Annotated in this window: 19 protein-coding genes; 7 read left to right on the top strand and 12 right to left on the bottom strand. The window is 71.0% G+C overall.

Features of this window, described 5'->3' with window-relative positions; all coding sequences use genetic code 11:
- The first annotated feature begins 126 nt into the window (after positions 1 to 126).
- From ACFVGW_RS07600 to ACFVGW_RS07620, 5 genes are all read left to right on the top strand, one after another.
- Complete coding sequence (locus ACFVGW_RS07600) at positions 127 to 1476, top strand: DUF2252 domain-containing protein (RefSeq protein WP_385851199.1); 1350 nt, start codon at positions 127 to 129, stop codon at positions 1474 to 1476.
- Positions 1477 to 1557: 81 nt separating this feature from the next.
- A complete protein-coding gene (locus ACFVGW_RS07605; RefSeq protein WP_385851200.1) occupies positions 1558 to 2247 on the top strand; it encodes a hypothetical protein in 690 nt (229 codons plus the stop codon).
- Positions 2248 to 2306: 59 nt separating this feature from the next.
- The gene (locus ACFVGW_RS07610; protein ID WP_352190520.1) at positions 2307 to 3122 is read left to right on the top strand and encodes a DsbA family protein; all 816 of its coding nucleotides are present in this window, start codon (positions 2307 to 2309) and stop codon (positions 3120 to 3122) included.
- Positions 3123 to 3343: 221 nt separating this feature from the next.
- Positions 3344 to 4993 carry an alkaline phosphatase D family protein gene (locus ACFVGW_RS07615; RefSeq protein ID WP_385851201.1) on the top strand — a complete coding sequence of 550 codons (1650 nt, stop codon included), beginning with the start codon at positions 3344 to 3346 and terminating at the stop codon, positions 4991 to 4993.
- 328 nt (positions 4994 to 5321) lie between these two features.
- A complete protein-coding gene (locus tag ACFVGW_RS07620) occupies positions 5322 to 6287 on the top strand; it encodes a zinc metalloprotease (protein WP_385851202.1) in 966 nt (321 codons plus the stop codon).
- Between the two features lie 74 nt (positions 6288 to 6361).
- Here the strand turns inward: ACFVGW_RS07620 and ACFVGW_RS07625 are convergent, their stop codons facing one another.
- The gene (locus ACFVGW_RS07625) at positions 6362 to 6940 is read right to left on the bottom strand and encodes a dienelactone hydrolase family protein (RefSeq protein WP_385851203.1); all 579 of its coding nucleotides are present in this window, start codon (positions 6938 to 6940) and stop codon (positions 6362 to 6364) included.
- 47 nt (positions 6941 to 6987) lie between these two features.
- Between ACFVGW_RS07625 and ACFVGW_RS07630 the strand changes: the two genes are divergently transcribed.
- Positions 6988 to 8130 (top strand): mechanosensitive ion channel family protein, encoded by a 1143-nt coding sequence (locus ACFVGW_RS07630; RefSeq protein WP_385851204.1) that lies wholly within the window; start codon positions 6988 to 6990, stop codon positions 8128 to 8130.
- Positions 8131 to 8150: 20 nt separating this feature from the next.
- Here ACFVGW_RS07630 and ACFVGW_RS07635 read toward each other — a convergent pair whose 3' ends face one another.
- The 5 genes from ACFVGW_RS07635 to ACFVGW_RS07655 form a co-directional block, all read right to left on the bottom strand.
- Complete coding sequence (locus ACFVGW_RS07635) at positions 8151 to 9737, bottom strand: Na+/H+ antiporter (protein WP_383221330.1); 1587 nt, start codon at positions 9735 to 9737, stop codon at positions 8151 to 8153.
- A gap of 148 nt (positions 9738 to 9885) precedes the next feature.
- Entirely contained in the window at positions 9886 to 10353 is a 468-nt protein-coding gene (locus tag ACFVGW_RS07640) for a GNAT family N-acetyltransferase (protein ID WP_385851205.1), read from the bottom strand.
- A complete protein-coding gene (locus tag ACFVGW_RS07645; protein WP_385851206.1) occupies positions 10350 to 11291 on the bottom strand; it encodes an RluA family pseudouridine synthase in 942 nt (313 codons plus the stop codon). The genes ACFVGW_RS07640 and ACFVGW_RS07645 overlap by 4 nt, the downstream gene beginning before the upstream one ends.
- Before the next feature lie 17 nt (positions 11292 to 11308).
- Positions 11309 to 11890 (bottom strand): signal peptidase II, encoded by a 582-nt coding sequence (gene lspA, locus ACFVGW_RS07650; protein ID WP_383221334.1) that lies wholly within the window; start codon positions 11888 to 11890, stop codon positions 11309 to 11311.
- A gap of 63 nt (positions 11891 to 11953) precedes the next feature.
- On the bottom strand, positions 11954 to 12832 hold the full coding sequence (locus ACFVGW_RS07655; RefSeq protein ID WP_385851207.1) for a TraR/DksA C4-type zinc finger protein: 879 nt from the start codon (positions 12830 to 12832) through the stop codon (positions 11954 to 11956).
- Positions 12833 to 13388: 556 nt separating this feature from the next.
- Between ACFVGW_RS07655 and ileS the strand changes: the two genes are divergently transcribed.
- On the top strand, positions 13389 to 16523 hold the full coding sequence (ileS, locus tag ACFVGW_RS07660) for an isoleucine--tRNA ligase (RefSeq protein ID WP_385851208.1): 3135 nt from the start codon (positions 13389 to 13391) through the stop codon (positions 16521 to 16523).
- A gap of 623 nt (positions 16524 to 17146) precedes the next feature.
- Here the strand turns inward: ileS and ACFVGW_RS07665 are convergent.
- The 6 genes from ACFVGW_RS07665 to ftsZ form a co-directional block, all read right to left on the bottom strand.
- The gene (locus ACFVGW_RS07665; RefSeq protein WP_361433029.1) at positions 17147 to 18241 is read right to left on the bottom strand and encodes a DivIVA domain-containing protein; all 1095 of its coding nucleotides are present in this window, start codon (positions 18239 to 18241) and stop codon (positions 17147 to 17149) included.
- Positions 18242 to 18296: 55 nt separating this feature from the next.
- Complete coding sequence (locus ACFVGW_RS07670) at positions 18297 to 18587, bottom strand: YggT family protein (protein WP_352190508.1); 291 nt, start codon at positions 18585 to 18587, stop codon at positions 18297 to 18299.
- A gap of 77 nt (positions 18588 to 18664) precedes the next feature.
- Entirely contained in the window at positions 18665 to 19285 is a 621-nt protein-coding gene (locus ACFVGW_RS07675; protein WP_383221339.1) for a cell division protein SepF, read from the bottom strand.
- Positions 19286 to 19409: 124 nt separating this feature from the next.
- Complete coding sequence (locus ACFVGW_RS07680; RefSeq protein ID WP_385851209.1) at positions 19410 to 20129, bottom strand: YggS family pyridoxal phosphate-dependent enzyme; 720 nt, start codon at positions 20127 to 20129, stop codon at positions 19410 to 19412.
- Positions 20116 to 20859: a peptidoglycan editing factor PgeF gene (pgeF, locus tag ACFVGW_RS07685; RefSeq protein WP_352190505.1), complete on the bottom strand. Its 744-nt coding sequence runs from the start codon at positions 20857 to 20859 to the stop codon at positions 20116 to 20118. Before pgeF ends, ACFVGW_RS07680 begins: the two co-directional genes overlap by 14 nt.
- Entirely contained in the window at positions 20856 to 22070 is a 1215-nt protein-coding gene (gene ftsZ / locus ACFVGW_RS07690; protein WP_385851210.1) for a cell division protein FtsZ, read from the bottom strand. Before ftsZ ends, pgeF begins: the two co-directional genes overlap by 4 nt.
- Positions 22071 to 22226: the final 156 nt, after the last annotated feature.

Genomic DNA, 22226 nt, shown 5'->3' on the forward strand with positions numbered 1-22226 from the left:
ACAGCGTGGAAGTCTACGTCTCCGGACTGACAGGCCGCGGGCACTCGGCGGTACCGTCGCGCGTTGAGAGACGCAGAACGCCTGTCCTAATTGTCATGAACAGTCTTGCACCAGGAGGCACCCTCGATGTCGGTCCCCCAGCCCACCGCCGCCGCGCGCGGTGAGCAGATCCTCACCGTCTTCGACACCGCCTTCGGCGAGCTGCTCGCCGCCGACCCGGCCGCCTTCCGCGTGAAGTTCCGCAAGATGGCCGGCTCCGCCTTCGCCTTCTACCGGGGCACGGCGTGCCTCTTCTACGCGGATCTGGAGGCGGAGCACACCGGTCGGGTGGGCGGCAGCGAGCCCAGCGGCCCGTACCTGGACGAGCGGACCGGCCGGGTGTGGATCCACGGCGATCTGCACGCGGAGAACTTCGGCACGTACATGGACGCCAACGGCCGGCTGATCTTCAACGTCAACGACTTCGACGAGGCGTACGTCGGCCCCTTCACCTGGGACCTGAAGCGGCTCTCCGCCTCGCTCGCGCTGATCGGCTACACGAAGGCGCTCAGCGACGAGCAGATCACGGAGCTGGTACGGATCTACGCCGCCGCCTATCGCGAGCGGATCCACGCCCTGGCGACCGGCTCCAAGGACGACGAGCTGCCGCCCTTCACCCTGGACACCGCCGAGGGCCCCCTCCTGGGCGCCCTGCGCGTCGCCCGCTCGCTGACCCGCTTCGGGCTCCTGGACTCGATGACGGAGATCCGTGAGTTCGAGCGCCGCTTCTCCTCCGGCGGCGGCTCCGTCGAGCTGGACGCGGCCACCCGCTACAAGGTGCTTGCGGCCTTCGACGGCTATCTGGAGACCCTGCCGGAGTCCTCGCTCGCGCGCCCCGACTCCTACCGGGTCAAGGACGTCGTGGGGCGGCGCGGGATCGGCATCGGCTCGGCCGGTCTCCCGTCGTACAACATCCTCCTGGAGGGCAACAGCGACGCCCTGGAGAACGACGTCGTCATCTACATGAAGCAGGCGCAGACGCCGGCGGTGTCGCGCCATGTCACGGACGCGGCGGTACGGGAGTACTTCCAGCACGAGGGCCACCGCACGGTCATCTCCCAGCGGGCCCTTCAGGCGCACGCCGACCCGTGGCTGGGCTGGACCGAGCTGGACGGCTCCGGGCAGCTGGTCGCCGAGGTCTCGCCGTACGCGGTGGACCTGGACTGGTCGGACATCGACGACCCGGCGGAGATCGCGGCGACCGTGGCCGACCTGGGGCGGGCGACGGCGACCATGCACGCGGCGGCCGACGACTCCAGCGGGCACTCCCTGGTGCCGTTCTCGACGGAGCGGGCCATCGACGCGGCGATCGCGGCCGACGAGGACGGCTTCGCGGAGCTGCTGGTCGACTTCGCGCACGGCTACGGGGCACGCGCGCGTGCGGACCACCAGATCTTCGTGGACCTGTTCCGCAACGGCCGGATCCCGGGCCTGTAGGCCGGTCCCCGGTTCGGCGACCCTTCTCACAGCTCGCCCTTAGGGGCCTCTTACGGGCGGGCGTGGCAGACTTCCTCCGCTATGGACATATCAGGGACGCGGCTCAGAGGGCTGCGGGCGGCGCTCTTCACGGCACTGGTCGTGACGCTGTCCGCCGGCTCGCACGTGCTGCTGTCCCAGGTGCCGCTGCCCCTCCTGACCGTGGGGCTGCTCACGGTCGGCGTCTTCGCCGTCGCGTACGCCCTGGCCGGCCGGGAGCGTCGCTTCTGGCCGATCGCCGGGCTGCTCGTCCCGCTGGAGCTGGCGGCCGACACGGTCTTCACCGCCGGCCAGACGGTCTGTTACGGCCCGTCCGGCGGCCCGGTCGCCGGTTCGCTGCGCTCGGTGGGCGTGGACGTGCTGTGCGGCGGCGCCCTCGGTACTCCGCTGCCGGGCGTCGCCGGCCCCGAGAGCGGGACCGCGGCCGCGCTGCTGAGCTCCCCCGCCCCGGCCCTGCCGTGGCTGCTGCTCGCCGCCCATGTGTCGGTCGGCCTGTTCGCGGCGGCCTGGCTGCGGCACGGCGAGCGGGCGCTCGCCCGGCTGCTCTCCGCGATGGCCGCCTTCGCGTTCCGCCCCCTGATGCTCGTCGTCGCGCTCTTCGGCACCCCGCGCACGGCTCGTGGGCGCGGCGGGCGCCCCCTGGACCGGCCGCGCCGGTCCCGTCGTACCCGTCTTCTCGTGCACTCCGTCGGACGGCGGGGACCGCCGCGCCCGGGCTTCGTCCTCGCCTGAGCCCTCGCAGTCCCGCCTTTCGCCCGTCCGGGCTTTCGACTTTCACGGAGATCACGATCATGAGCGCACGCAACAGCCACGCCAACAAGGCTGCCGCCCGCGAGCGGCTGCGCGTCGAGCGCGAACGCCAGGCCAAGAAGGAGAAGGTCCGCCGCCAGGTGACCGTCGCCGTGTCGGCCGTCGCCGTCCTGGCGGTCGCCGGCGGTGTCGGCTACGCCGTCGTCCAGGCCAACAAGCCGTCCCACTGGGAGGCGGCGGCCGAGGCCTCGGACGTCACCGCGCCCAAGAACACCGAGGGCACGGACGGCACGACGGTCGTCGTCGGCAAGCCGTCCGCGAAGAAGACCCTGGAGATCTACGAGGACTCGCGCTGCCCGGTGTGCGCGCAGTTCGAGCAGCAGGTGGGCGCGACCGTCGACAAGGACGTGGAGGCCGGCAAGTACAGGCTGAAGTACGTCGGCGCCACCTTCATCGACAACGCCGACCAGGGCGAGGGGTCGAAGAACGCCCTCTCGGCGCTGGGCGCGGCCCTGAACGTGAGCCCCGAGGCGTTCATGAAGTACAAGGCGGCGCTGTACTCCACGCAGTTCCACCCCGAGGAGAGCCAGGACAAGTTCGCCAAGGACTCCTACCTCCTGGAGGTCGCGGACTCGGTCCCCGCGCTGAAGGGGAACGCGGAGTTCAAGAAGAACGTGGAGAACGGCACCTTCGACGCCTGGGCGATGAAGATGTCCGCCGCCTTCGACAAGAGCGGGGTCACCGGCACTCCGACGCTGAAGATGGACGGCAAGGCGCTGACCGTCGCGGGCAGCAAGAACCCGCCGCTGACGGTGGAGGAGTTCAACGCGGCGCTCACCCCGGCGCTCAAGGGCTGACGCACGGCGACGGCCGGTTCGCGGGCCGACGGTACGGGTCCGTGGGAGTTCGCTCCCGCGGACCCGCCGTTCGTCCGAAGGGTCCCGGGGTATCCGGACGCTCCCGATCCGTCCGCCCGGTCCCGAGGTGTCCGCCGGATCACGACCTCGGGGCGACGAGTGCGCGAACTTTCCGGATTTCGTCTGCCTGTTCGGCATACCGGTCAGTAATCTGACTGCCCGTGACCAGTCGACACATATCCTCCGCGCCCACCCGCCGCACCGTCGTGAAGGCTGCCGCCGTCACGGCGGTCGCCACCCCGGTCCTGGTGGGCGCCGCCTCTCCCGCGCTCGCGGGCTCCGAGGCCCCCGCCTTCCTGCACGGTGTCGCCTCCGGCGACCCGCTGCCCGACGGCGTCCTGCTCTGGACGCGCGTCACCCCCACCTCCGACGCCGCACCCGGCTCGGGCAGAGGTCCCGACGTCACGGTCGAGTGGGAGGTCGCCGAGGACCGGGAGTTCGCCCGGACCGTGGCCCGCGGCACCACGACCGCGACGGCCGCCTCGGACCACACCGTGAAGGTGGACGTCCGGGGCCTGCGCCCCGCGACCGCCCACTGGTTCCGCTTCACGGCGGGCGGCACCGTCTCCCCCGTGGGCCGCACCCGCACCACTCCGACGACCGACGCCGCCACCCCGGGCGTCCGGTTCGGCGTGGTCTCCTGCGCCAACTGGGAAGCCGGCCACTTCTCCGCGTACCGCCATCTCGCGGCCCGCGCGGACCTGGACGCGATCCTCCATCTCGGCGACTACATCTACGAGTACGCGGCCGGTTCCTACCCGGACGCCGCGTACTCCGTACGGCAGCACGAGCCGAAGCACGAGATCGTCTCGCTCGCCGACTACCGCCTCCGGCACGCCACGTACAAGACGGACACCGACCTCCAGGCACTGCACGCCGCCCACCCCGTGATCGCGATCTGGGACGACCACGAGGTCGCCAACGACGCCTGGTCGGGCGGCGCGGAGAACCACACGCCGGGCGCCGAGGGCGAGTGGGCGGCCCGGGTCGCCGCCGCCAAGCAGGCGTACTTCGAGTGGATGCCGGTCCGCGCCTCGACCGAGGGCACGGTCTACCGGCGGCTGCGCTTCGGCAAGCTGGCCGATCTGCACCTGCTCGACCTGCGGTCGTTCCGCTCCCAGCAGGCCAAGATCGGCAGCGGCTCGGTCGACGACCCGGAGCGCACGATCACCGGCCGCGCGCAGCTCGACTGGCTGAAGTCGGGGCTCGCGAGCTCGGACGCCACCTGGAAGCTGGTCGGCACCTCGGTGATGATCTCGCCGGTCGCCTTCGGTTCGCTGCCGGCCCAACTCCTCGGCCCGCTCGCCGAGCTGCTCGGCCTGCCGAAGGAGGGGCTCGCGATCAACGTCGACCAGTGGGACGGCTACACGGACGACCGCAAGGAGCTGCTCGCGCACCTGACGCAGCGGTCCGTCCGGAACACCGTCTTCCTGACCGGTGACATCCACATGGCCTGGGCCACCGACGTGCCGGTGAAGGCGGCGACGTACCCGCTGTCGCAGTCGGCGGCGACCGAGTTCGTGGTGACCTCGGTGACCTCGGACAACATCGACGACCTCCTCCACGTGGCGCCGGGCACGCTCTCCCTGGTGGCCGCCGGGGCGATCAAGGCCGCCAACCGCCATGTGAAGTGGGTGGACATGGACAACCACGGCTACGGCGTCCTGGACGTCACGGCCGAGCACTCCCAGATGGACTACTACACGGTCTCCGACAAGACGAAGGCCGACGCGACGACCGCCTGGGCGCGCTCGTACCGGACCCGGAACGGAACGCAGCGCGTCGAGCGTGTGTACCAGCCGGTGCGATGAGATGACCGCAGGGTCGATTTTCGGCCATGATCCCTCCTGTTAACGGGAGATCACATCATCACGGCGGGTGGTGAGTCCGGAGCGATCGAATCCGGACACACCACCCGCCTCAGGCCCCTGATTCGTTACGTCCACGTCTCAAACTCCGGAACCGGCGAAAGTTCTTCTTCCTGATCACCCGATTTGCACCCTGGATGATTGGGCTTGTTCCATGCTCAACAGCTTCTGACATGGACCCGTAATCTCCCCGCGGTGGCGAGGAATCCCCTCTCCACAAACCCCCCGCGAGGAGTCACCTGTGCGTGCTCTTGTTCGTATATCGCCGCGTATGTCACGTCGTCTGCTCGGCACCGCGGTCATGGCCGGAACCCTGGCCCTGGCCCCCCTCTCCGCCCCGGCGGCCGCCCCGGCCACCACCACCTCCGCCGCCGGCGTCTCCGCCGAGGAGTGCGCGGACGGTGCGGAGGCCTTCTCCGGCGCCCGCAAGTCCCGCGGCGCCGACAACCACGGCCACGAGCCCAACGAGCTCTCCGCCGCCCAGGCCAAGGCCATGGACGCGGACCTGCAGAAGAGACTGGAGTCGGTCCGCGCCGGCGGCATGAACGCCACCGCCGCCGTGGTGAACATCCCCGTCTACTTCCACGTCATCCACAGCGGCACCACGGGCAAGCTGAGCGCCACCGCGATCAACAACCAGCTGGCGGTCCTCAACGCGGCCTACGGCGGCCAGGGCACCGGCAACGTGAACACCAACTTCCAGTTCACGCTCGCCTCGACCGACTACACGGACAACGCCACCTGGTACAACCTGTCGTCCGGGTCCACGGCCGAGAAGCAGATGAAGCAGACGCTGCGCAAGGGCGGCGCCGGCGCGCTGAACTTCTACACCGCCAAGCTCGGCGGCGGTCTGCTCGGCTGGGCGACCTTCCCGTCCTCGTACAACTCCAGCCCGTCCATGGACGGTGTGGTCGTCCTCGACTCCTCGCTGCCGGGCGGCTCCGCGGCCAACTACAACGAGGGTGACACCGCCACCCACGAGGTCGGTCACTGGCTGGGGCTGTACCACACCTTCCAGGGCGGCTGCAGCGGCAGCGGCGACTCGGTGAGCGACACCCCGGCCGAGAAGAGCCCGGCCTACGAGTGCCCGACCGGGCGTGACAGCTGCACCAACAAGACCGGTGTGGACCCGATCCACAACTTCATGGACTACACGTACGACGCGTGCATGTACCAGTTCACCGCGGGCCAGGTCGCGCGGATGAGCAGCATGTGGACCGCGTACCGCGCGGGCTGACACACCGTAGGACGAGAAGGGTGCGGCGGGAGAGCCCCCGCCGCACCCTTCTCGTATGTCCGGAAACCTTCGTCCTACAGGCTGTCGACGAACGCCAGCGCGACCGCCCAGGCCTGCTCGGCCGCCGCCTCGTCCCAGTCCGGCAGGTCCGGGTCGGTGAACAGGTGCCCGGCGCCCGGGTAGCGGTAGACCTCCACGTCCGCCCCCGCCTTCCCCATCCCCAGATACCAGGACGTCAGCCAGTCGTGCGACTCGAAGGGGTCCGGGTCGGCGATGTGCAGCTGTACGGGAAGGTCGTCGACAGCCGCGGACTCGGCGATGTCCGAGGTGCCGTGGAGCAGCAGCAGCCCGCGCGCCTTCTCGTCCCCCAGGGCCAGGGTCTGCGCGACGGAGGCACCGAAGGAGAAGCCGGCGTAGACGAGACCGCGGTCCGAGTAGGGCGCGGCGGCGAGGACGGCACGCCGCAGCAGCTCCTCCTTGCCGATCGACTTCTGGAGCTCCATCCCCTCCTCGGCCGTCTCCGCGGTTTGGCCCCCGAACAGGTCGGGCACCCGAACCTGATGCCCGGCGGACCGCAGCCGCTCGGCCGCGGACTCCACCGCCGGACGCAGACCGTACGTCGAGTGGAAAAGCATGATGTCCATGCGGTCCATCCTGCCAGCCGGGCACACCGAGCCGGAGACACGGAGGTCTCGATCACATGGACACCGCGCTGCGCCCGCTCCTCGTCGTCGGAGGGGCGCTCCTGCTCACGCTGCTGGTCGGCTGGGCCGTCGACCAGCTGCTGCGCCGGGCCGACGAGCATCATCGCGAGACCCCGCTCTGGGGTCTGCTGCGCCGCTGCCGGCCACCGCTCCAGGCGGTCCTGCTCGCCTCGCTCCTGCGCGGCACCTACCGCCAGACGGGGTGGAGGGTGGTCGAGGAGCACGCGGCGGGCATCGGCCAGATCCTCTCCCTGATCCTCATCGGCTCCGGGGCGTGGCTGATCATCCACATCGCCTCGGCCGTGGTCGAGGCCACCTTCGCCCGGTACGCCTCCGCCACCCGCGACCCGGCCCGGGTCCGCCGGGTGCGCACCCAGGTCACGCTCATCACGCGCATCGTGACGGCGGTCGTCGCCGTGGTCGCCGTGGCCGCGGCGCTGCTGACCTTCCCCGCTCTCAGCACCGTGGGGACCTCGATGCTGGCCTCCGCCGGCATCATCGGGATCGTCGCGGGCGTCGCCGCCCAGTCCACCCTCGGCAACCTCTTCGCCGGCTTCCAGATCGCCTTCGGCGACATGGTGCGGATCGGCGACACCGTGGTCGTCGACGGCGAGTGGGGCGTGGTCGAGGAGGTCACGCTGACGTTCCTCGCCGTACGGACCTGGGACGAGCGCCGGATCACCATGCCGGTCTCGTACTTCACCGGCAAGCCCTTCGAGAACTGGTCGCGCGGCGGGGCGCAGATGACGGGGGCGGTCCTCCTCCATCTCGACCACTCCGCGCCGCTCGACGCGATGCGCGCGAAGACCGAGGAGATCCTGGAAGCCTGTGCGGCCTGGGACCGCCGCGACTGGAGCCTGGCCGTCACCGACACCACGCCCAGCACGATCCAGGTGCGGGTGGTGGTCACCGCCAAGGACGCGGACGACCTGTGGACGGCCCGGTGCACGGTGCGGGAGCAGCTGGTGGCCTGGCTGTCGGAGCGTCATCCGTACGCCCTGCCGCGGATCGCGACCTCACAGGCGGCGCCTTCGCCGCGCGAGGCGGCGAAAGCGTCCAACGGCCGGCCGCCCACACCGCTCCCGACGCCCTCCGCCTCCTCGGACGGAGACCGTCCGGCGCGCACCGGCCGCGGCTGAGCGCACGACACGGCCGTTCGTCACCGCAGGCTGCGGACGTCCAGCTGGCGCAGCACCCGGTCCACCACCTCGGGATCGGCGCCCGGCTCGCTGCGTGCCGCGAGCACCTCGTGCCGGGCGGCCGACATCATCTCCCGCTGGATCCGCTGGACGGCCTTGAGGCGCCCGGCCCGCTCGACGAAGGCCGCCCGCCGTTCCTCGTCCATCATCTCCGGGCTGATCCGCGCCCCGATGTCGAACGCCCCGCGCTGGAGCCGCTCCTGGACCTCCTCCGGGAGCTCCTCGATCTCCTCGATCTCCTTCAGCCGGCGCCGGGCCGCCTTGGCCGCGCGCAGCGCCAGCTCGTGCTCCAGGGCCCGCTCGGCGTCCGTGTCGGCCTGCACACCGAGCCGCTTGACCAGCCAGGGCAGGGTGAGCCCCTGGAGCAGGAGTGTGGTCATGATCACACAGAAGGCGATGAAGATGATCTGGTCCCGCGCGGGGAACGGCGAGCCGTCGTCCGTACGGAGCGGAATGGCGAGGGCGAGCGCCACGGAGGCCACTCCGCGCATTCCGGCCCACCACATGACGACGGTCTCCCGCCAGCTGACCGGGATCTCCTCGTCGTAGTCGCGCCGGGTGTGCAGCCGCTTGGCCAGCCAGGTGGCGGGCAGCAGCCACAGCAGCCGTACGCCGATCACGACACCGGCCACGGCCGCGCCCCAGCCGAGCATCTCGCCGAGCCGGTTCTCGGCCGTGCCGAAGACGACGTGGAGCTCCAGGCCGATGAGCCCGAAGGCGATGCCGGTGACGAGGGTGTCGACGACCTCCCAGAAGGTCTGCCCGGCGAGCCGGCCCATCACGTCGTCGGCGTCGAGCGCGTTCTCGGCGAGGTAGAGGGCGACGACCAGCACGGCGAGGACGCCGGAGCCGCGCAGCTCCTCGGCGAGGACGTAGGCGACGAAGGGGACGAGGAGGGTGAGCCCGGTCTGCAGGGTGGCCTCGCCGAGGATCCCCATGAGCTTGTTGCTGAGCCAGCCGAGGACGAGCCCGACGGCGACGGCCACCACGGCGGAGAGGATAAGTTCCAGGCCCGCGCCCTCCCAGCTGAAGCTGCCGCCGACGACCGCCGCGATCGCCACGTGGTAGAGGACGATCGCGGTGACGTCGTTGAACAGCCCCTCCCCCTCCAGGATCGAGATCAGCCGCCGCGGCAGCCCGAGCGAACCGGCGACGGCGGTCGCGGCGACCGGGTCGGGCGGGGCTACGAGGGCGCCGAGCGCGACGGCGGCGGCGAGGGGCAGCCCGGGGACGAGCGCGTTCGCGGTGGCGGCGACGGCGGCCGTGGTGACGAAGACGAGGGCGACGGCCAGCAGGAAGATGGGCCGCCGGTTGGCCGCGAACTGACGCCAGGAGGTGCGCTGCACCGAGGCGTACAACAGCGGCGGCAGGACGAGCGGAAGAATGAACTCGGGCGGGATGTCGACGTTCGGCACGAAGGGCAGGAACGCGAACACGACCCCGATGACGGTCATGAGCACCGGGGCGGGCAGTCCGAGCCGGTCCCCGAGCGGCACCGTGAGCACGGCGCCGAGCAACAGCACGAACAGCAGGGCCAATTGGTCCACGGGGGCGCCCTTCCGGCCTGGCGGCAGGCAGCACGGTCGATGATCGGACCTCAACCCTGCCACGCCAGGGGACGAATCACCCCGGACCACCGCATGTGCCCCGGCGCCCCGCCGCCGGACCGGGCCGCCGGCCGGAGCAGGACGCTCCCTAGAGCGCCCGCCGCATCGCGCGGTGCGGGATGCCCGCGTCCGGGAACTCGGGGCCGTACACCTCGTAGCCGAGCCGCTCGTAGAAGCCGAGCGCATGGGTCTGGGCGTGCAGGTCGACGGCCGAGAGACCGCGCTCGCGCGCCGCGTCCTCGATCGCGCGGACCAGCGCCGCGCCCACCCCGAGGCCGCGCGCGGCCTTGGAGACGGCGAGCCGGCCGAGCGAGCCGACCGAGGCGTCCCCGCCGGTCTTGCCCAGCGCGTCGGCGCCGTGCAGCAGCCGGCCGGTGCCCAGCGGAAGCCCGTCCTCGCGCACGGCGAGGACGTGGACGGCGGTCTCGTCGTAACGGTCGTACTCGATCTCCTGCGGCACGTTCTGCTCGACGACGAAGACCTCGCGGCGGACCCTGAAGCAGGCCTCCCGGTCGTCGGGGCCGATCGCCTCGCGGACGGCGTATCCGGTGCTCACGCGCTCTCCGCCGCGATCCGGTCCAGGGCGTTCTGCAGGTCCGCCGGGTACGTGCTCTCGAACTCGACCCAGCGCCCGTCCGACGGGTGCTCGAAGCCGAGGCGTACGGCGTGCAGCCACTGGCGCGTCAGCCCGAGCCGCTTGGCCATCGTCGGGTCCGCGCCGTAGGTGAGATCGCCGACGCAGGGGTGGCGGTGGGCCGACATGTGCACGCGGATCTGGTGCGTACGGCCGGTCTCCAGCTTGATGTCGAGCAGCGAGGCCGCGCGGTAGGCCTCGATCAGGTCGTAGTGCGTCACCGAGGGCTTGCCCTCGGCGGTGACGGCCCACTTGTAGTCGTGCTGGGGGTGGCGCCCGATCGGGGCGTCGATCGTGCCGCTCATCGGGTCCGGGTGCCCCTGGACCAGCGCGTGGTAGCGCTTGTCGACGACCCGCTCCTTGAACTGCGCCTTGAGCAGCGTGTACGCCCGCTCGGACTTGGCGACGACCATGAGTCCCGACGTACCGACGTCGAGGCGGTGCACGATCCCCTGGCGCTCGGCGGCGCCCGAGGTGGAGATGCGGTACCCGGCGGCGGCGAGGCCGCCGATGACCGTGGTCCCGGTCCAGCCGGGGCTCGGGTGCGCGGCGACCCCGATCGGCTTCATGATCACGACGATGTCGTCGTCGTCGTGGATGATCTCCATGCCCTCGACGGGCTCGGCCACGATCTGCACCGGAACGGGGGCCCCGGGCATCTCGACCTCGAGCCACGCGCCGCCGCTGACCCGCTCGGACTTGCCGACGACGGCGCCGTCGACCTGGACCTTGCCGGAGGCGGCCAGCTCCGCCGCCTTCGTGCGGGAGAACCCGAACATCCGGGCGATGGCGGCGTCGACGCGCTCGCCCTCCAGGCCATCGGGAACGGGCAGGGTGCGGATCTCGGGACTCGTACTCACCCGTCGAGTATGCCTTGTCAGTCCTTGTGGACGGTGCCGTCGGGGTCCAGGCCCCGGAACGACAGGATGACGATCAGGAAGCCGCCGCAGACGATCGCCGAGTCCGCGAGGTTGAAGACGGCGAAGTGCGCGGGCGCGATGAAGTCCACGACCGCGCCCTCGAAGACGCCGGGCGAGCGGAAGATCCGGTCGGTCAGGTTGCCCAGCGCACCGCCGAGCAGCAGACCGAGCGCGACCGCCCACCACGTGCTGTAGAGCTTGCGCGCGAGCCGGATGATGACCACGATCACGGCGGCGGCGATGAAGGTGAAGATGATCGTGAAGGCCTCACCCATGCCGAAGGCGGCGCCCGGGTTCCGGATCGCCTCGAACCTCAGCACGTCGCCGATCACCTGGATCGGCTCGTGGCCCTCCAGCTCGGCGACCACGAGCATCTTGCTTCCGAGGTCGAGCAGGTACGCGAAGAGCGCCACGACCAGCAGCGCGACGATCTTGCGCCGGCCCTTCGGCCGCTCGTCCGCGACCGGGGCGGCGGCCTCGCCGCCCGAGCCGTCCGCGTCTGAATCCGGCGTACCGATGATGCGCTCCGCCTCTGCCACGTGAGTCCCTCAACCTAGGTGCCCTGACTGTGCACGAGGGTACGGCACACCCCTTCGGGCCCGTCAGCCGCGGCGCTCCTGCTTCTGCTTGTCCTCGACGCAGAGGGTGGCCCGCGGGAACGCCTGCATGCGCGCCTTGCCGATCGGCTTGCCGCACACCTCGCAGAGGCCGTACGTGCCCGCGTCGAGGCGCTCCAGGGCGTGCTCGGACTGTTCCAGCATCTCGCGGGCGTTGGCGGCCAGGGCGAGCTCGTGCTCGCGGGTGATGTTCTTGGTGCCGGTGTCGGCCTGGTCGTCCCCGGCGCCGTCCCCGGAGTCGCGCATGAGGCCGGTCAGCTCCTCCTGGGAGTGGAGCAGCTCGGCCCGGAGGCGGAGGACCTCGCTCTCCAGCCCTGCCCGGGCCTCCGCGACCTCCGCGGGCGTCCAGGGGTCCTCACCGGGGCGTACGGCGAGCTCACCGGCGCGCGCCGGAGGGACCGCGGCCTCGCCTTCTGCCGTCGTGACGCCACCCGCGGTCTTCTTAGCTGCCACTGTCGCGGCTCCTGTCTGCTTCACGTGCGCCGCGGATGCGGCCTTCTTCTTGGCTGCGGTCTTCTCGGCCGCGGTCTTCTTCGCGACCGTCTTCCCGGCGGCCGGGGCCTTCTCGGCCGCCGTGGCCTTCTTCGTCGGCGGAGCCTTCGTGGCGGCCGTCTTCCCGGCCGGGGTCTTCCCGGCCGAGGTCTTCTTCGCGGAGGTCTTCCTGCCCGACGTCTTCTTCGCCGGGGTGGCTTCGGCCTCGGCCTTCGCCGTGCTCTTCGCCGTCGTCGTGCGTGCCGGGGCCTTCTTCGCTGCCGCCTTCTTCGCGACCGTCGTCTTCTTGCCGGTGACGTCCTTGGCCGCCCCGTCCACACCGGTGGATCCGGCGGTCGAGGTCTTCTTCGCGGCGGTCTTCTTCGCCACCATGTCGCGGCCCCTTCACATTTTGTGATCTTGCTCGCGAATCGTGCTGGGACGATAAATCGGCCCAAGGCCCGCGGCAACGGGGCACGCCGCCGTTCGCACCCGCCCCATGCCGCCGGCAAGGCGAGTCTGCATCGGTTGTGCCCAGCTCCCCGCCCCGTAATCCGCCCCGCGGCGGCCGGTGAAGTCCGGCCACGGCCGTATGGCCATTCGGGTCATGTCCGGCCGCCCCGCGCGCCGCCGGAAAAGCGGTCTGCCGAGCGGCCTGCGGCCCCGTACACTGGGCTGAGCGAAAGGCTTGGATGGGGACGAGTAGCGTCGTACGCAGCCATGAGCGACCCGGGGACGGTGAGAGCCCGGGGGCGAGCCCGATGTGAAGCATCACCCCGGAGCCGCCGGAAGAAAGCCGTCAGGCGACTAGAACCGGCATCGCGACCCCAATGAGGGGGCCACGGACGACGCACGTCCGGGGCCAAGGAGGGTGGTACCGCGGGAGCCGCGCAGCACGGCGCTCTCGTCCCTCCGGACGGAAACGAAGCAGTCCGCCGGAGGAAGATCGATGACGCAGTACCGCCAGGTGCCCGCCCAGGTCGACCTGCCCGCGCTCGAGCACGCCGTGCTCGATTTCTGGCGCGAGAGCAAGGTCTTCGCCAAGACCCTGGAGCAGTCCGAGGGCCGCCCCGAGTGGGTGTTCTACGAGGGCCCGCCGACCGCCAACGGCATGCCCGGCGCCCACCACATCGAGGCCCGCGTCTTCAAGGACGTCTTCCCCCGCTTCCGGACCATGCGCGGCTACCACGTGGCCCGCAAGGCCGGCTGGGACTGCCACGGCCTCCCGGTCGAGCTCGCCGTCGAGAAGGAGCTCGGCTTCTCCGGCAAGAAGGACATCGAGGAATACGGCATCGCCGCGTTCAACGACAAGTGCCGCGAGTCCGTGACCCGCCACACCGACGCCTTCGCCGAGCTCACGACGCGCATGGGCTACTGGGTCGACCTGGACGACGCGTACCGGACGATGGACCCCGAGTACATCGAGTCGGTCTGGTGGTCGCTCAAGCAGATCTTCGACAAGGGCCTGCTCGTCCAGGACCACCGCGTCGCCCCTTGGTGCCCGCGCTGCGGCACCGGCCTGTCGGACCACGAGCTGGCGCAGGGGTACGAGACGGTCGTCGACCCCTCCGTCTTCGTCCGCTTCCCGCTGACCTCCGGCCCGCTGGCCGGCCAGGCGGCGCTCCTGGTCTGGACGACGACCCCCTGGACCCTGGTCTCCAACACGGCGGTCGCCGCGCACCCCGAGGTCACCTACGTCGTCGCGACCGACGGCGAGGAGAAGCTCGTCGTCGCCGCGCCACTGGTGGAGAAGGCGCTCGGCGAGGGCTGGGTCACCACGGGCGAGTCCTTCACGGGCGCCGAGATGGAGCGCTGGACGTACCAGCGCCCCTTCGAGCTGGTGGAGTTCCCGAGCGAGGCGCACTACGTCGTCAACGCGGAGTACGTCACGACCGAGGACGGCACGGGTCTGGTCCACCAGTCCCCCGCCTTCGGTGAGGACGACCTCAAGGTCTGCCGCGCCTACGGCCTGCCGGTCGTGAACCCGGTCCGCCCCGACGGCACCTTCGAGGAGGACGTACCGCTGGTCGGCGGCGTCTTCTTCAAGAAGGCCGACGAGCAGCTGACCGCCGACCTGGACGCACGCGGCCTGCTCTTCAAGCACATCCCGTACGAGCACAGCTACCCGCACTGCTGGCGCTGCCACACGGCCCTGCTCTACTACGCGCAGCCGTCCTGGTACATCCGTACGACGGCCGTGAAGGACCGCCTTCTCGAGGAGAACGAGAAGACGAACTGGTTCCCGGACTCGGTCAAGCACGGCCGCTTCGGCGACTGGCTGAACAACAACATCGACTGGGCGCTCTCCCGGAGCCGCTACTGGGGCACGCCGCTGCCGCTGTGGCGCTGCGAGGACGGCCACCTGACGTGCGTGGGCTCGCGCGCCGAGCTGACCGAGCTGACGGGCTCGGACCAGTCGGAGCTCGACCCGCACCGCCCGTACATCGACGCGGTGACCTTCCCCTGCCCGAGCTGCTCGAAGACGGCGACGCGCGTGCCGGAGGTCATCGACGCCTGGTACGACTCGGGCTCGATGCCGTTCGCCCAGTGGGGCTACCCGTACAAGAACAAGGAACTCTTCGAGTCCCGGTACCCGGCGCAGTTCATCTCCGAGGCCATCGACCAGACGCGTGGATGGTTCTACACGCTGATGGCGGTCGGCACGCTGGTCTTCGACAAGTCGTCGTACGAGAACGTGGTCTGCCTGGGCCACATCCTCGCCGAGGACGGCCGCAAGATGTCCAAGCACCTGGGCAACATCCTGCAGCCGATCCCGCTGATGGACCAGCACGGCGCGGACGCGGTCCGCTGGTTCATGGCGGCCGGCGGGTCCCCGTGGGCGGCGCGCAGGGTGGGCCACGGCACGATCCAGGAGGTCGTGCGCAAGACCCTCCTCACCTACTGGAACACGGTGGCCTTCCAGGCGCTGTACGCCCGTACGGCCGGCTGGGCGCCGAGCGCGTCCGACCCGGCGCCGGCGGAGCGCCCGGTCCTGGACAAGTGGCTCCTGTCCGAGCTGAACACGCTCGTCTCCGAGGTCACGCAGGCGCTGGAGTCGTACGACACGCAGCGGGCGGGCAAGCTCGTCTCGGCGTTCGTGGACGACCTGTCGAACTGGTACGTGCGGCGCTCGCGCCGCCGGTTCTGGCAGGGGGACAAGGCGGCGCTGCGCACGCTGCACGACGTGGTGGAGACGGTCACGCGGCTGATGGCCCCGCTGACCCCCTTCATCACGGAGCGGGTCTGGCAGGACCTGGTGGTCCCGGTGACGCCGGACGCCCCGGAGTCGGTCCACCTCTCGACGTGGCCGGAGCCGGACGCGTCCCTGGTCGACCCGGCGCTCTCGACCCGGATGACCCTGGTCCGCCGCCTGGTCGAGCTGGGCCGGGCGACGCGGGCGGAGTCGGGCGTCAAGACCCGCCAGCCGCTCTCCCGCGCTCTGGTGGCGGCGACGGGCTTCACCGAGCTCTCCCCGGAGCTGCAGGCCCAGATCACGGAGGAGCTGAACGTCACGTCCGTGGCCTCCCTCTCCGAGGTCGGCGGCTCGCTGGTCGACACGACGGCGAAGGCGAACTTCCGCGCGCTGGGCAAGCGCTTCGGCAAGGGCGTCCAGGACGTGGCGAAGGCCGTCGCGGCGGCGGACGCGGCGGAACTGTCGCTGGCGCTGCGCCAGGCGGGCGAGGCGACGCTGGAGGTGAACGGCGAGACGATCTTCGTCACCCCCGAGGAGATCATCATCACGGAGACGCCCCGCGAGGGCTGGTCGGTCGCCTCGGACGCGGGTGCGACGGTCGCCCTGGACCTGGAGATCACCCCGGAGCTGCGGAAGGCGGGCCTGGCCCGTGACGCGATCCGCCTGATCCAGGAGGCCCGCAAGAACAGCGGCCTGGACGTGGCGGACCGGATCGCCCTGCGCTGGGCGTCGGAGTCCTCCGAGACGACGGAGGCGCTGACGGCCCACGCGGAGCTGATCGCGGACGAGGTCCTCGCGACGGACTTCGCGCCGACCGCCCCGGACGACACGTTCGGCGCCCCGTTCACGGACGAAGGCCTCTCCCTGACCTTCAGCCTCCGCAAGGCGTAACCAGCACCACCGAGAGGCCCGGCCCCCGCACGGGGGCCGGGCCTCTCCGTTTCCCCCGCCCTCCGACGAACACAGGTCCCACCGCAGCCCGAAGCCGCGGCTCCCTGAGGCCGTGGCATCCCAGCCCCCAGGTCCCTGAGGCCGTGGCATCCCAGCCCCCAGGGTCCTGCGGCACGAAGCTGCCGCCCTCCCACGTCGCAGCGGCCCGGCGCGAAGCTGCCGGTCCCACGAGGGCGCGGACCAGCCACCCCCACCGGCCCCAAGCCGCGGGGCCCTCGGTGGCGTAGGGACGGAGCCCCGGTTCGGAGCGGGACGGCCTCCGGCCCGCCCGGCGCGAAGCTGCCGGCCCCACCGGGGCACGGGGGCGGAGCCCCCGTCGCCGCCCGCCTTCGGGGTCCGGGGCGGAGCCCCGGTTCGGGAAGGGGCGGGGTGGGGAAGGAGCCCGCCGCAGGCGCCCCAGCCCCAGCCCCAGCCCCCGCCCACGCCCCGCCCACGCCCACGTCCCCGGCCCCGCACCCCCGCTCGACGCCCGCGTCCACGCAAAAAGGCCGGGCCCCTGGTTTCCCAGGGGCCCGGCCTTCAGCCTGCCGACGGCTACGCGCTCACCGCGCGAACCGCCGCCGTCAGTTGTCGTCCTCGTCGATCAGGAAGCCGCGCATCGGCGCCGGCGCCTGCTGCATCGGCTGCGGCGCCTGCGGGCGGACCGGAGCCATCGGCTGGGTCATCGCCGGAGACATCTGCTGCTGGCCGCCGTAGGACGGGGCACCGCCCATGGACGGCGCGCCGCCCATCGAGCCGTTGCCGCCGTACGACGGCGCACCCGCGCCCGCCGAGGCCATCGAGGGCGACGGCGGCAGGGAGGCCGTGGCCGGCGTCCGCGGCGGAGCCAGCGAGTCGTCGGCCTGGGTCTCCAGCTGGCGCAGCTGCGACTCCAGGTACGACTTCAGACGCGTGCGGTACTCACGCTCGAAGCCGCGCAGGTCCTCGACCTTGCGCTCCAGCGTGGCGCGAGCGGACTCCAGGGAGCCCATCGCGACGCGGTGCTTCTCCTGCGCGTCCCGCTCCAGCGCGTCGGCCTTGGCGCGGGCGTCCCGCTCCAGGCCCTCGGCGCGCGAGCGCGCCTCGCCGACGATCTTGTTGGCCTCGGAACGGGCCTCCGCGATCGCCTGGTCGGCCGTCTGCTGGGCCAGCGAGAGGACACGGGCGGCGCTGTCGCCACCGGGGCCCTGCTGGGGCTGCTGCATCGGCTGCTGCATCTGCTGCTGGGGGTGCCCCATGGGGCCGCCCATCGGCTGACCCATCGGGCCGCCCTGCATCGGGCCGGGGCCCATCGGGCCACCCTGCATCGGGCCGGGGCCGTGGCCTCCGGGACCGGCAGGAAGCTGGGGCGCACCGGACGGCAGCTGCGGCGGGCCCATCTGCGGGGGCTGCTGCTGGACGGGCGGACCGGATATGGCGGCGGGCACCGGGGCGCCGGGACCGACGGGACGATCCTGCTGCTCCGGGGGCTTGCGCATGCCCTGCTGCTGCTGGTTCTGCGCAGCGGCACGCGTCGCCGCGGCCAGCTTGGCCCGCAGGTCCTCGTTCTCGCGGAGCAGGCGGGTCAGTTCGGCTTCGACCTCGTCGAGGAAGGCATCGACCTCGTCCTCGTCATAGCCTTCTCGAAGGCGGACGGTCGTGAACTGCTTGTTCCGCACGTCCTCGGGGGTCAGCGGCATCTCTTCTTCACCTCTACGTAGTCGTCGGCAGTCGGCAAGACCGTATCGTCCACATTCACCTCGCGAAGCCGCTCACGATGGAGATCAGGATGTAGACGATGATCATCAGAACGAAGAAGGACAGGTCAAGTGCCACGCCCCCGAGACGCAACGGCGGGATGAACCGCCGCAGAAGCTTGAGCGGTGGATCGGTGACAGTGTAGGTGGCCTCCAGAACGACCACCATCGCCTTACCGGGTTGCCATGAACGTGCGAACTGAAAGACATAGTCCATGACCAACCGGAAGATCAGCACGATGAGGAAGCACATCAGAGCGATGTAGACCACTTGTAGTGCGACGCCCATCCCGCGCTTCCCTCTCCCCTGGCTCTCGTGCTCTCACTTGCCCGGCCTTGCGGCCGGCCGTTCCGGTCTTCGTTTTCTCAGCTCTGGTTGAAGAATCCGCCCTCTGCGATCCGGGCCTTGTCCTCCGCCGTGACATCGACGTTAGCAGGCGACAACAGGAACACCTTCTGCGTCACTCGCTCAATGCTGCCATGGAGCCCGAAGACGAGTCCGGCGGCAAAGTCGACAAGTCGCTTCGCGTCCGTGTCGTCCATCTCCGTGAGGTTCATGATCACCGGAGTGCCCTCACGGAAGTGTTCCCCGATGGTACGGGCTTCGTTGTAGGTCCTCGGGTGCAGCGTGGTGATGCGGTACGGCTCCCGCTCGGACACGACCTTGGGCATGATCACCGGTGCGTTCTTCTCCAGGCTCGGGCGTTCGGGTGTGATGGACGCCACGGGGGCGATTCGAGCCGGACGTCCGCTTTCGGCGGATAGTGAGGCGACGTGAGCGACCGGCTCGCGCGGCGCGGGCTGCTGCACCACTCGCACCGGTTCCTCGCGCTCCACCTGTCGCGGGGGCTGATGGCGCCGCTCGCGCTCGGGTTCCGGTTCCAGCTCGGGTTCGAAGTCGTCGTCGGGGTCGAACCCCCGGCCGTCGTACCCATCGTCCTCCACGAGGCCGAGGTAGACCGCCATCTTGCGCATCGCGCCGGCCATTCTCTGAGTCCTCCGCTCTGTGGTGGATCGGCCTCGTCACCAAGTGCCCGTGATCCACGCGGTCCGCCCGCCGACCGGCGGGAATGACCATATTTTCTGCTGTGGTCCGACTTGCTTGGCGACGTTACCCGAGCCTGGGGCGGACACCCAGTACCGCCGTACCGATGCGCACATGTGTCGCTCCGGCCGCCACAGCATCCTCGAGGTCCGCGCTCATTCCCGCGGACACCATGTTCGCAGCCGGACGGGTCGCGCGCAGGAGAGTCGACAAATCCATCAGGCGGTCGAACGCCGCACGTTGGCGGCCCGCGAAGGGGCCTGCGAGCGGCGCGACGGTCATCAGTCCGTCGAGCCTCAGCCTGGGTGCGGCCTCCACGGCGGCGGCCAACTCCTCGACGCCGTCCGGCGACACGCCGCCGCGCTCGCCGCGCTCGCCCGACTCGGCGTCGAGCGCGACCTGGACGAGGCAGCCGAGCTCGCGACCCGACTTCTCCGCCGCCGTGGCGAGAGCGGTGACCAGCTTCAACCGGTCGACGGACTGCACGACATCCGCATAACTCGTCACAGAACGGACCTTGTTCGTCTGCAACTGGCCGACGAAGTGCCAGCGGAGGTCCAGATCCGCGCAGGCCGCGGCCTTGGGGGCGGCGTCCTGGTCGCGGTTCTCGGCGACGTCCCGTACACCGAGTTCGTGCAGGATGCGCACATCGGCGGCCGGGTAGGTCTTGGTGACCACGATCAGGGTCACGTCTTCCCGCTTGCGGCCGGCGGAGGCGCAGGCGGCAGAGATACGTTCCTCCACCCGCGCCAGGTTCTCGGCGAGTTCCGACTTACGGTCCGTCATATCCGTCCAACCAGACATATCCCGCGAGTCGCCCTGTGGTGCGATCGCGGCGGTACGAGTAGTGGTCACCCGACTCGCGCGTGCAGACCTCGCTGGCCTGCCGGTCCCGGATGCCGAGCCGCTCCAGCTGGGCGTGGACCCCGGCCGTGACGTCGACGGCCGGGGTGCCCCAGCTCGTCTCGGCGAAGGCGGCCGGCTCGACGGCGGCCACCTCGGCGCGCATCGTGTCCGGCACCTCGTAGCAGCGCCCGCAGACGGCGGGGCCGGTACGGGCGGTGATCCGGGCGGGGTCGGCGCCGAGTTCGATCATGGCCTTCACCGCGGCCGGCACGACCCCGGCGATCATCCCGGGCCGCCCGGCGTGGGCGGCGGCCACGACCCCGGCCACGGGGTCGGCGAGAAGGACCGGTGTGCAGTCGGCGGTGAGGACCGCGAGGGCGAGTCCGCGCCGGGTGGTGACGATCGCGTCGACCTGGGGAACCGGCCGGTCGCCCCAGGGTCCGTCGACCACCGCGACATCCGGGCCGTGCACCTGGTTCATCCAGACGACACGCCCGGGGTCGAGCCCCAGGGCCCCGGCCGCCCGGGCCCGGTTGGCGCGTACGGCCTCGGGGTCGTCCCCCACCGCGCCGCCGAGGTTGAGCTCCTCGTACGGAACGGCGCTCACCCCGCCCCACCTGTCGGTGAAGGCGAAGTGCGCGCCGCTCACGGGTTCGAGCTGCTCTATCACTTCAAGAAGTCCGGAACGTCCAGCTCTTCTGCCTGGGTGTCCGGGTACGGGCGGGCCGGCGGGACGACCGGCGGAACGGCCGACGGCAGCGTGGTCTCGGCGGAGACCGCCGGGGCGGCGGGCTCGGCCGGGGCGGCCGGCTCGTCCCGGGGGGCGACGGTACCGAGGCCGCCGAGCGGGCGCTCGGTGGCGCGCGGCGCGGGGGCCGGCTCCTCGCGCTTGGCCGAGGCCGAGCTGAGGATGTTGTCACGGCGGGCCGGCGGCTGACCGCCGTCGAAGCCGGCCGCGATGACCGTGACCCGTACCTCGTCGCCCAGGGCGTCGTCGATGACGGCACCGAAGATGATGTTGGCCTCGGGGTGGGCGGCCTCGCTCACCAGCTGCGCGGCCTCGTTGATCTCGAAGAGACCCAGGTCCGAGCCGCCGGAGATGGAGAGCAGCACGCCACGGGCGCCGTCGATGGACGCCTCGAGGAGCGGCGAGGAGATCGCCATCTCGGCCGCCGCGACCGCGCGGTCGTCGCCGCGGGCGGAGCCGATGCCCATGAGGGCCGAACCGGCCTCGGACATGACCGACTTGACGTCGGCGAAGTCGAGGTTGATCAGACCGGGGGTGGTGATGAGGTCGGTGATGCCCTGCACACCGCTCAGCAGCACCTGGTCGGCCGACTTGAAGGCGTCGAGCACGGAGACCTGGCGGTCCGAGATCGAGAGCAGCCGGTCGTTCGGGATGACGATGAGGGTGTCGACCTCTTCGCGGAGCTCGGCGATGCCGTCCTCCGCCTGGTTGGCCCGACGGCGTCCCTCGAAGGTGAACGGCCGGGTGACCACACCGATCGTCAGGGCGCCGAGCGAGCGCGCGATGTTGGCCACGACGGGTGCGCCGCCGGTGCCGGTGCCGCCACCTTCGCCGGCGGTCACGAAGACCATGTCGGCCCCCTTGAGGACCTCCTCGATCTCCTCACGGTGGTCCTCTGCCGCCTTGCGACCGACTGCCGGGTTCGCCCCGGCCCCGAGGCCACGGGTGAGTTCACGGCCGACGTCGAGCTTGACGTCGGCGTCGCTCATCAACAGCGCTTGCGCGTCGGTGTTGATCGCGATGAACTCGACGCCCTTGAGACCGACCTCGATCATTCGGTTGATGGCATTGACACCACCGCCGCCGACACCGATGACCTTGATGACTGCGAGGTAGTTCTGCGGTGCTGCCACGTCGAAGGCCTCTCGCCTCGAGTTACGTGTCGCCGCTTCGCGGTGGTAGTCGCGCTGCGACGACGGATGCCGATTGGGACGGTCCGAAACGCCGACCCAAACCCTAACGTTGAAGTTTAGGGTTACCAGTGTCTCTGTTCGCTGGACTCTTCCGAA

It is taken from the genome of Streptomyces sp. NPDC127129, from assembly GCF_042671585.1.
Lineage (GTDB): Bacteria > Actinomycetota > Actinomycetes > Streptomycetales > Streptomycetaceae > Streptomyces.

Excerpts from the sequence above, each read along its gene's own strand:
- ACFVGW_RS07670 (WP_352190508.1), bottom strand. The coding sequence starts at position 18,587 with ATGGGCGTCGCACTACAAGTGGTCTACATCGCTCTGATGTGCTTCCTC.
- ACFVGW_RS07620 (WP_385851202.1), top strand. The coding sequence starts at position 5,322 with ATGTCACGTCGTCTGCTCGGCACCGCGGTCATGGCCGGAACCCTGGCC.
- ACFVGW_RS07600 (WP_385851199.1), top strand. The coding sequence starts at position 127 with ATGTCGGTCCCCCAGCCCACCGCCGCCGCGCGCGGTGAGCAGATCCTC.
- ACFVGW_RS07610 (WP_352190520.1), top strand. The coding sequence starts at position 2,307 with ATGAGCGCACGCAACAGCCACGCCAACAAGGCTGCCGCCCGCGAGCGG.
- ACFVGW_RS07675 (WP_383221339.1), bottom strand. The coding sequence starts at position 19,285 with ATGGCCGGCGCGATGCGCAAGATGGCGGTCTACCTCGGCCTCGTGGAG.
- ACFVGW_RS07655 (WP_385851207.1), bottom strand. The coding sequence starts at position 12,832 with ATGGTGGCGAAGAAGACCGCCGCGAAGAAGACCTCGACCGCCGGATCC.
- ACFVGW_RS07665 (WP_361433029.1), bottom strand. The coding sequence starts at position 18,241 with ATGCCGCTGACCCCCGAGGACGTGCGGAACAAGCAGTTCACGACCGTC.
- ileS (WP_385851208.1), top strand. The coding sequence starts at position 13,389 with ATGACGCAGTACCGCCAGGTGCCCGCCCAGGTCGACCTGCCCGCGCTC.
- ACFVGW_RS07625 (WP_385851203.1), bottom strand. The coding sequence starts at position 6,940 with ATGGACCGCATGGACATCATGCTTTTCCACTCGACGTACGGTCTGCGT.
- ACFVGW_RS07630 (WP_385851204.1), top strand. The coding sequence starts at position 6,988 with ATGGACACCGCGCTGCGCCCGCTCCTCGTCGTCGGAGGGGCGCTCCTG.
- ACFVGW_RS07605 (WP_385851200.1), top strand. The coding sequence starts at position 1,558 with ATGGACATATCAGGGACGCGGCTCAGAGGGCTGCGGGCGGCGCTCTTC.
- ACFVGW_RS07680 (WP_385851209.1), bottom strand. The coding sequence starts at position 20,129 with ATGACGGACCGTAAGTCGGAACTCGCCGAGAACCTGGCGCGGGTGGAG.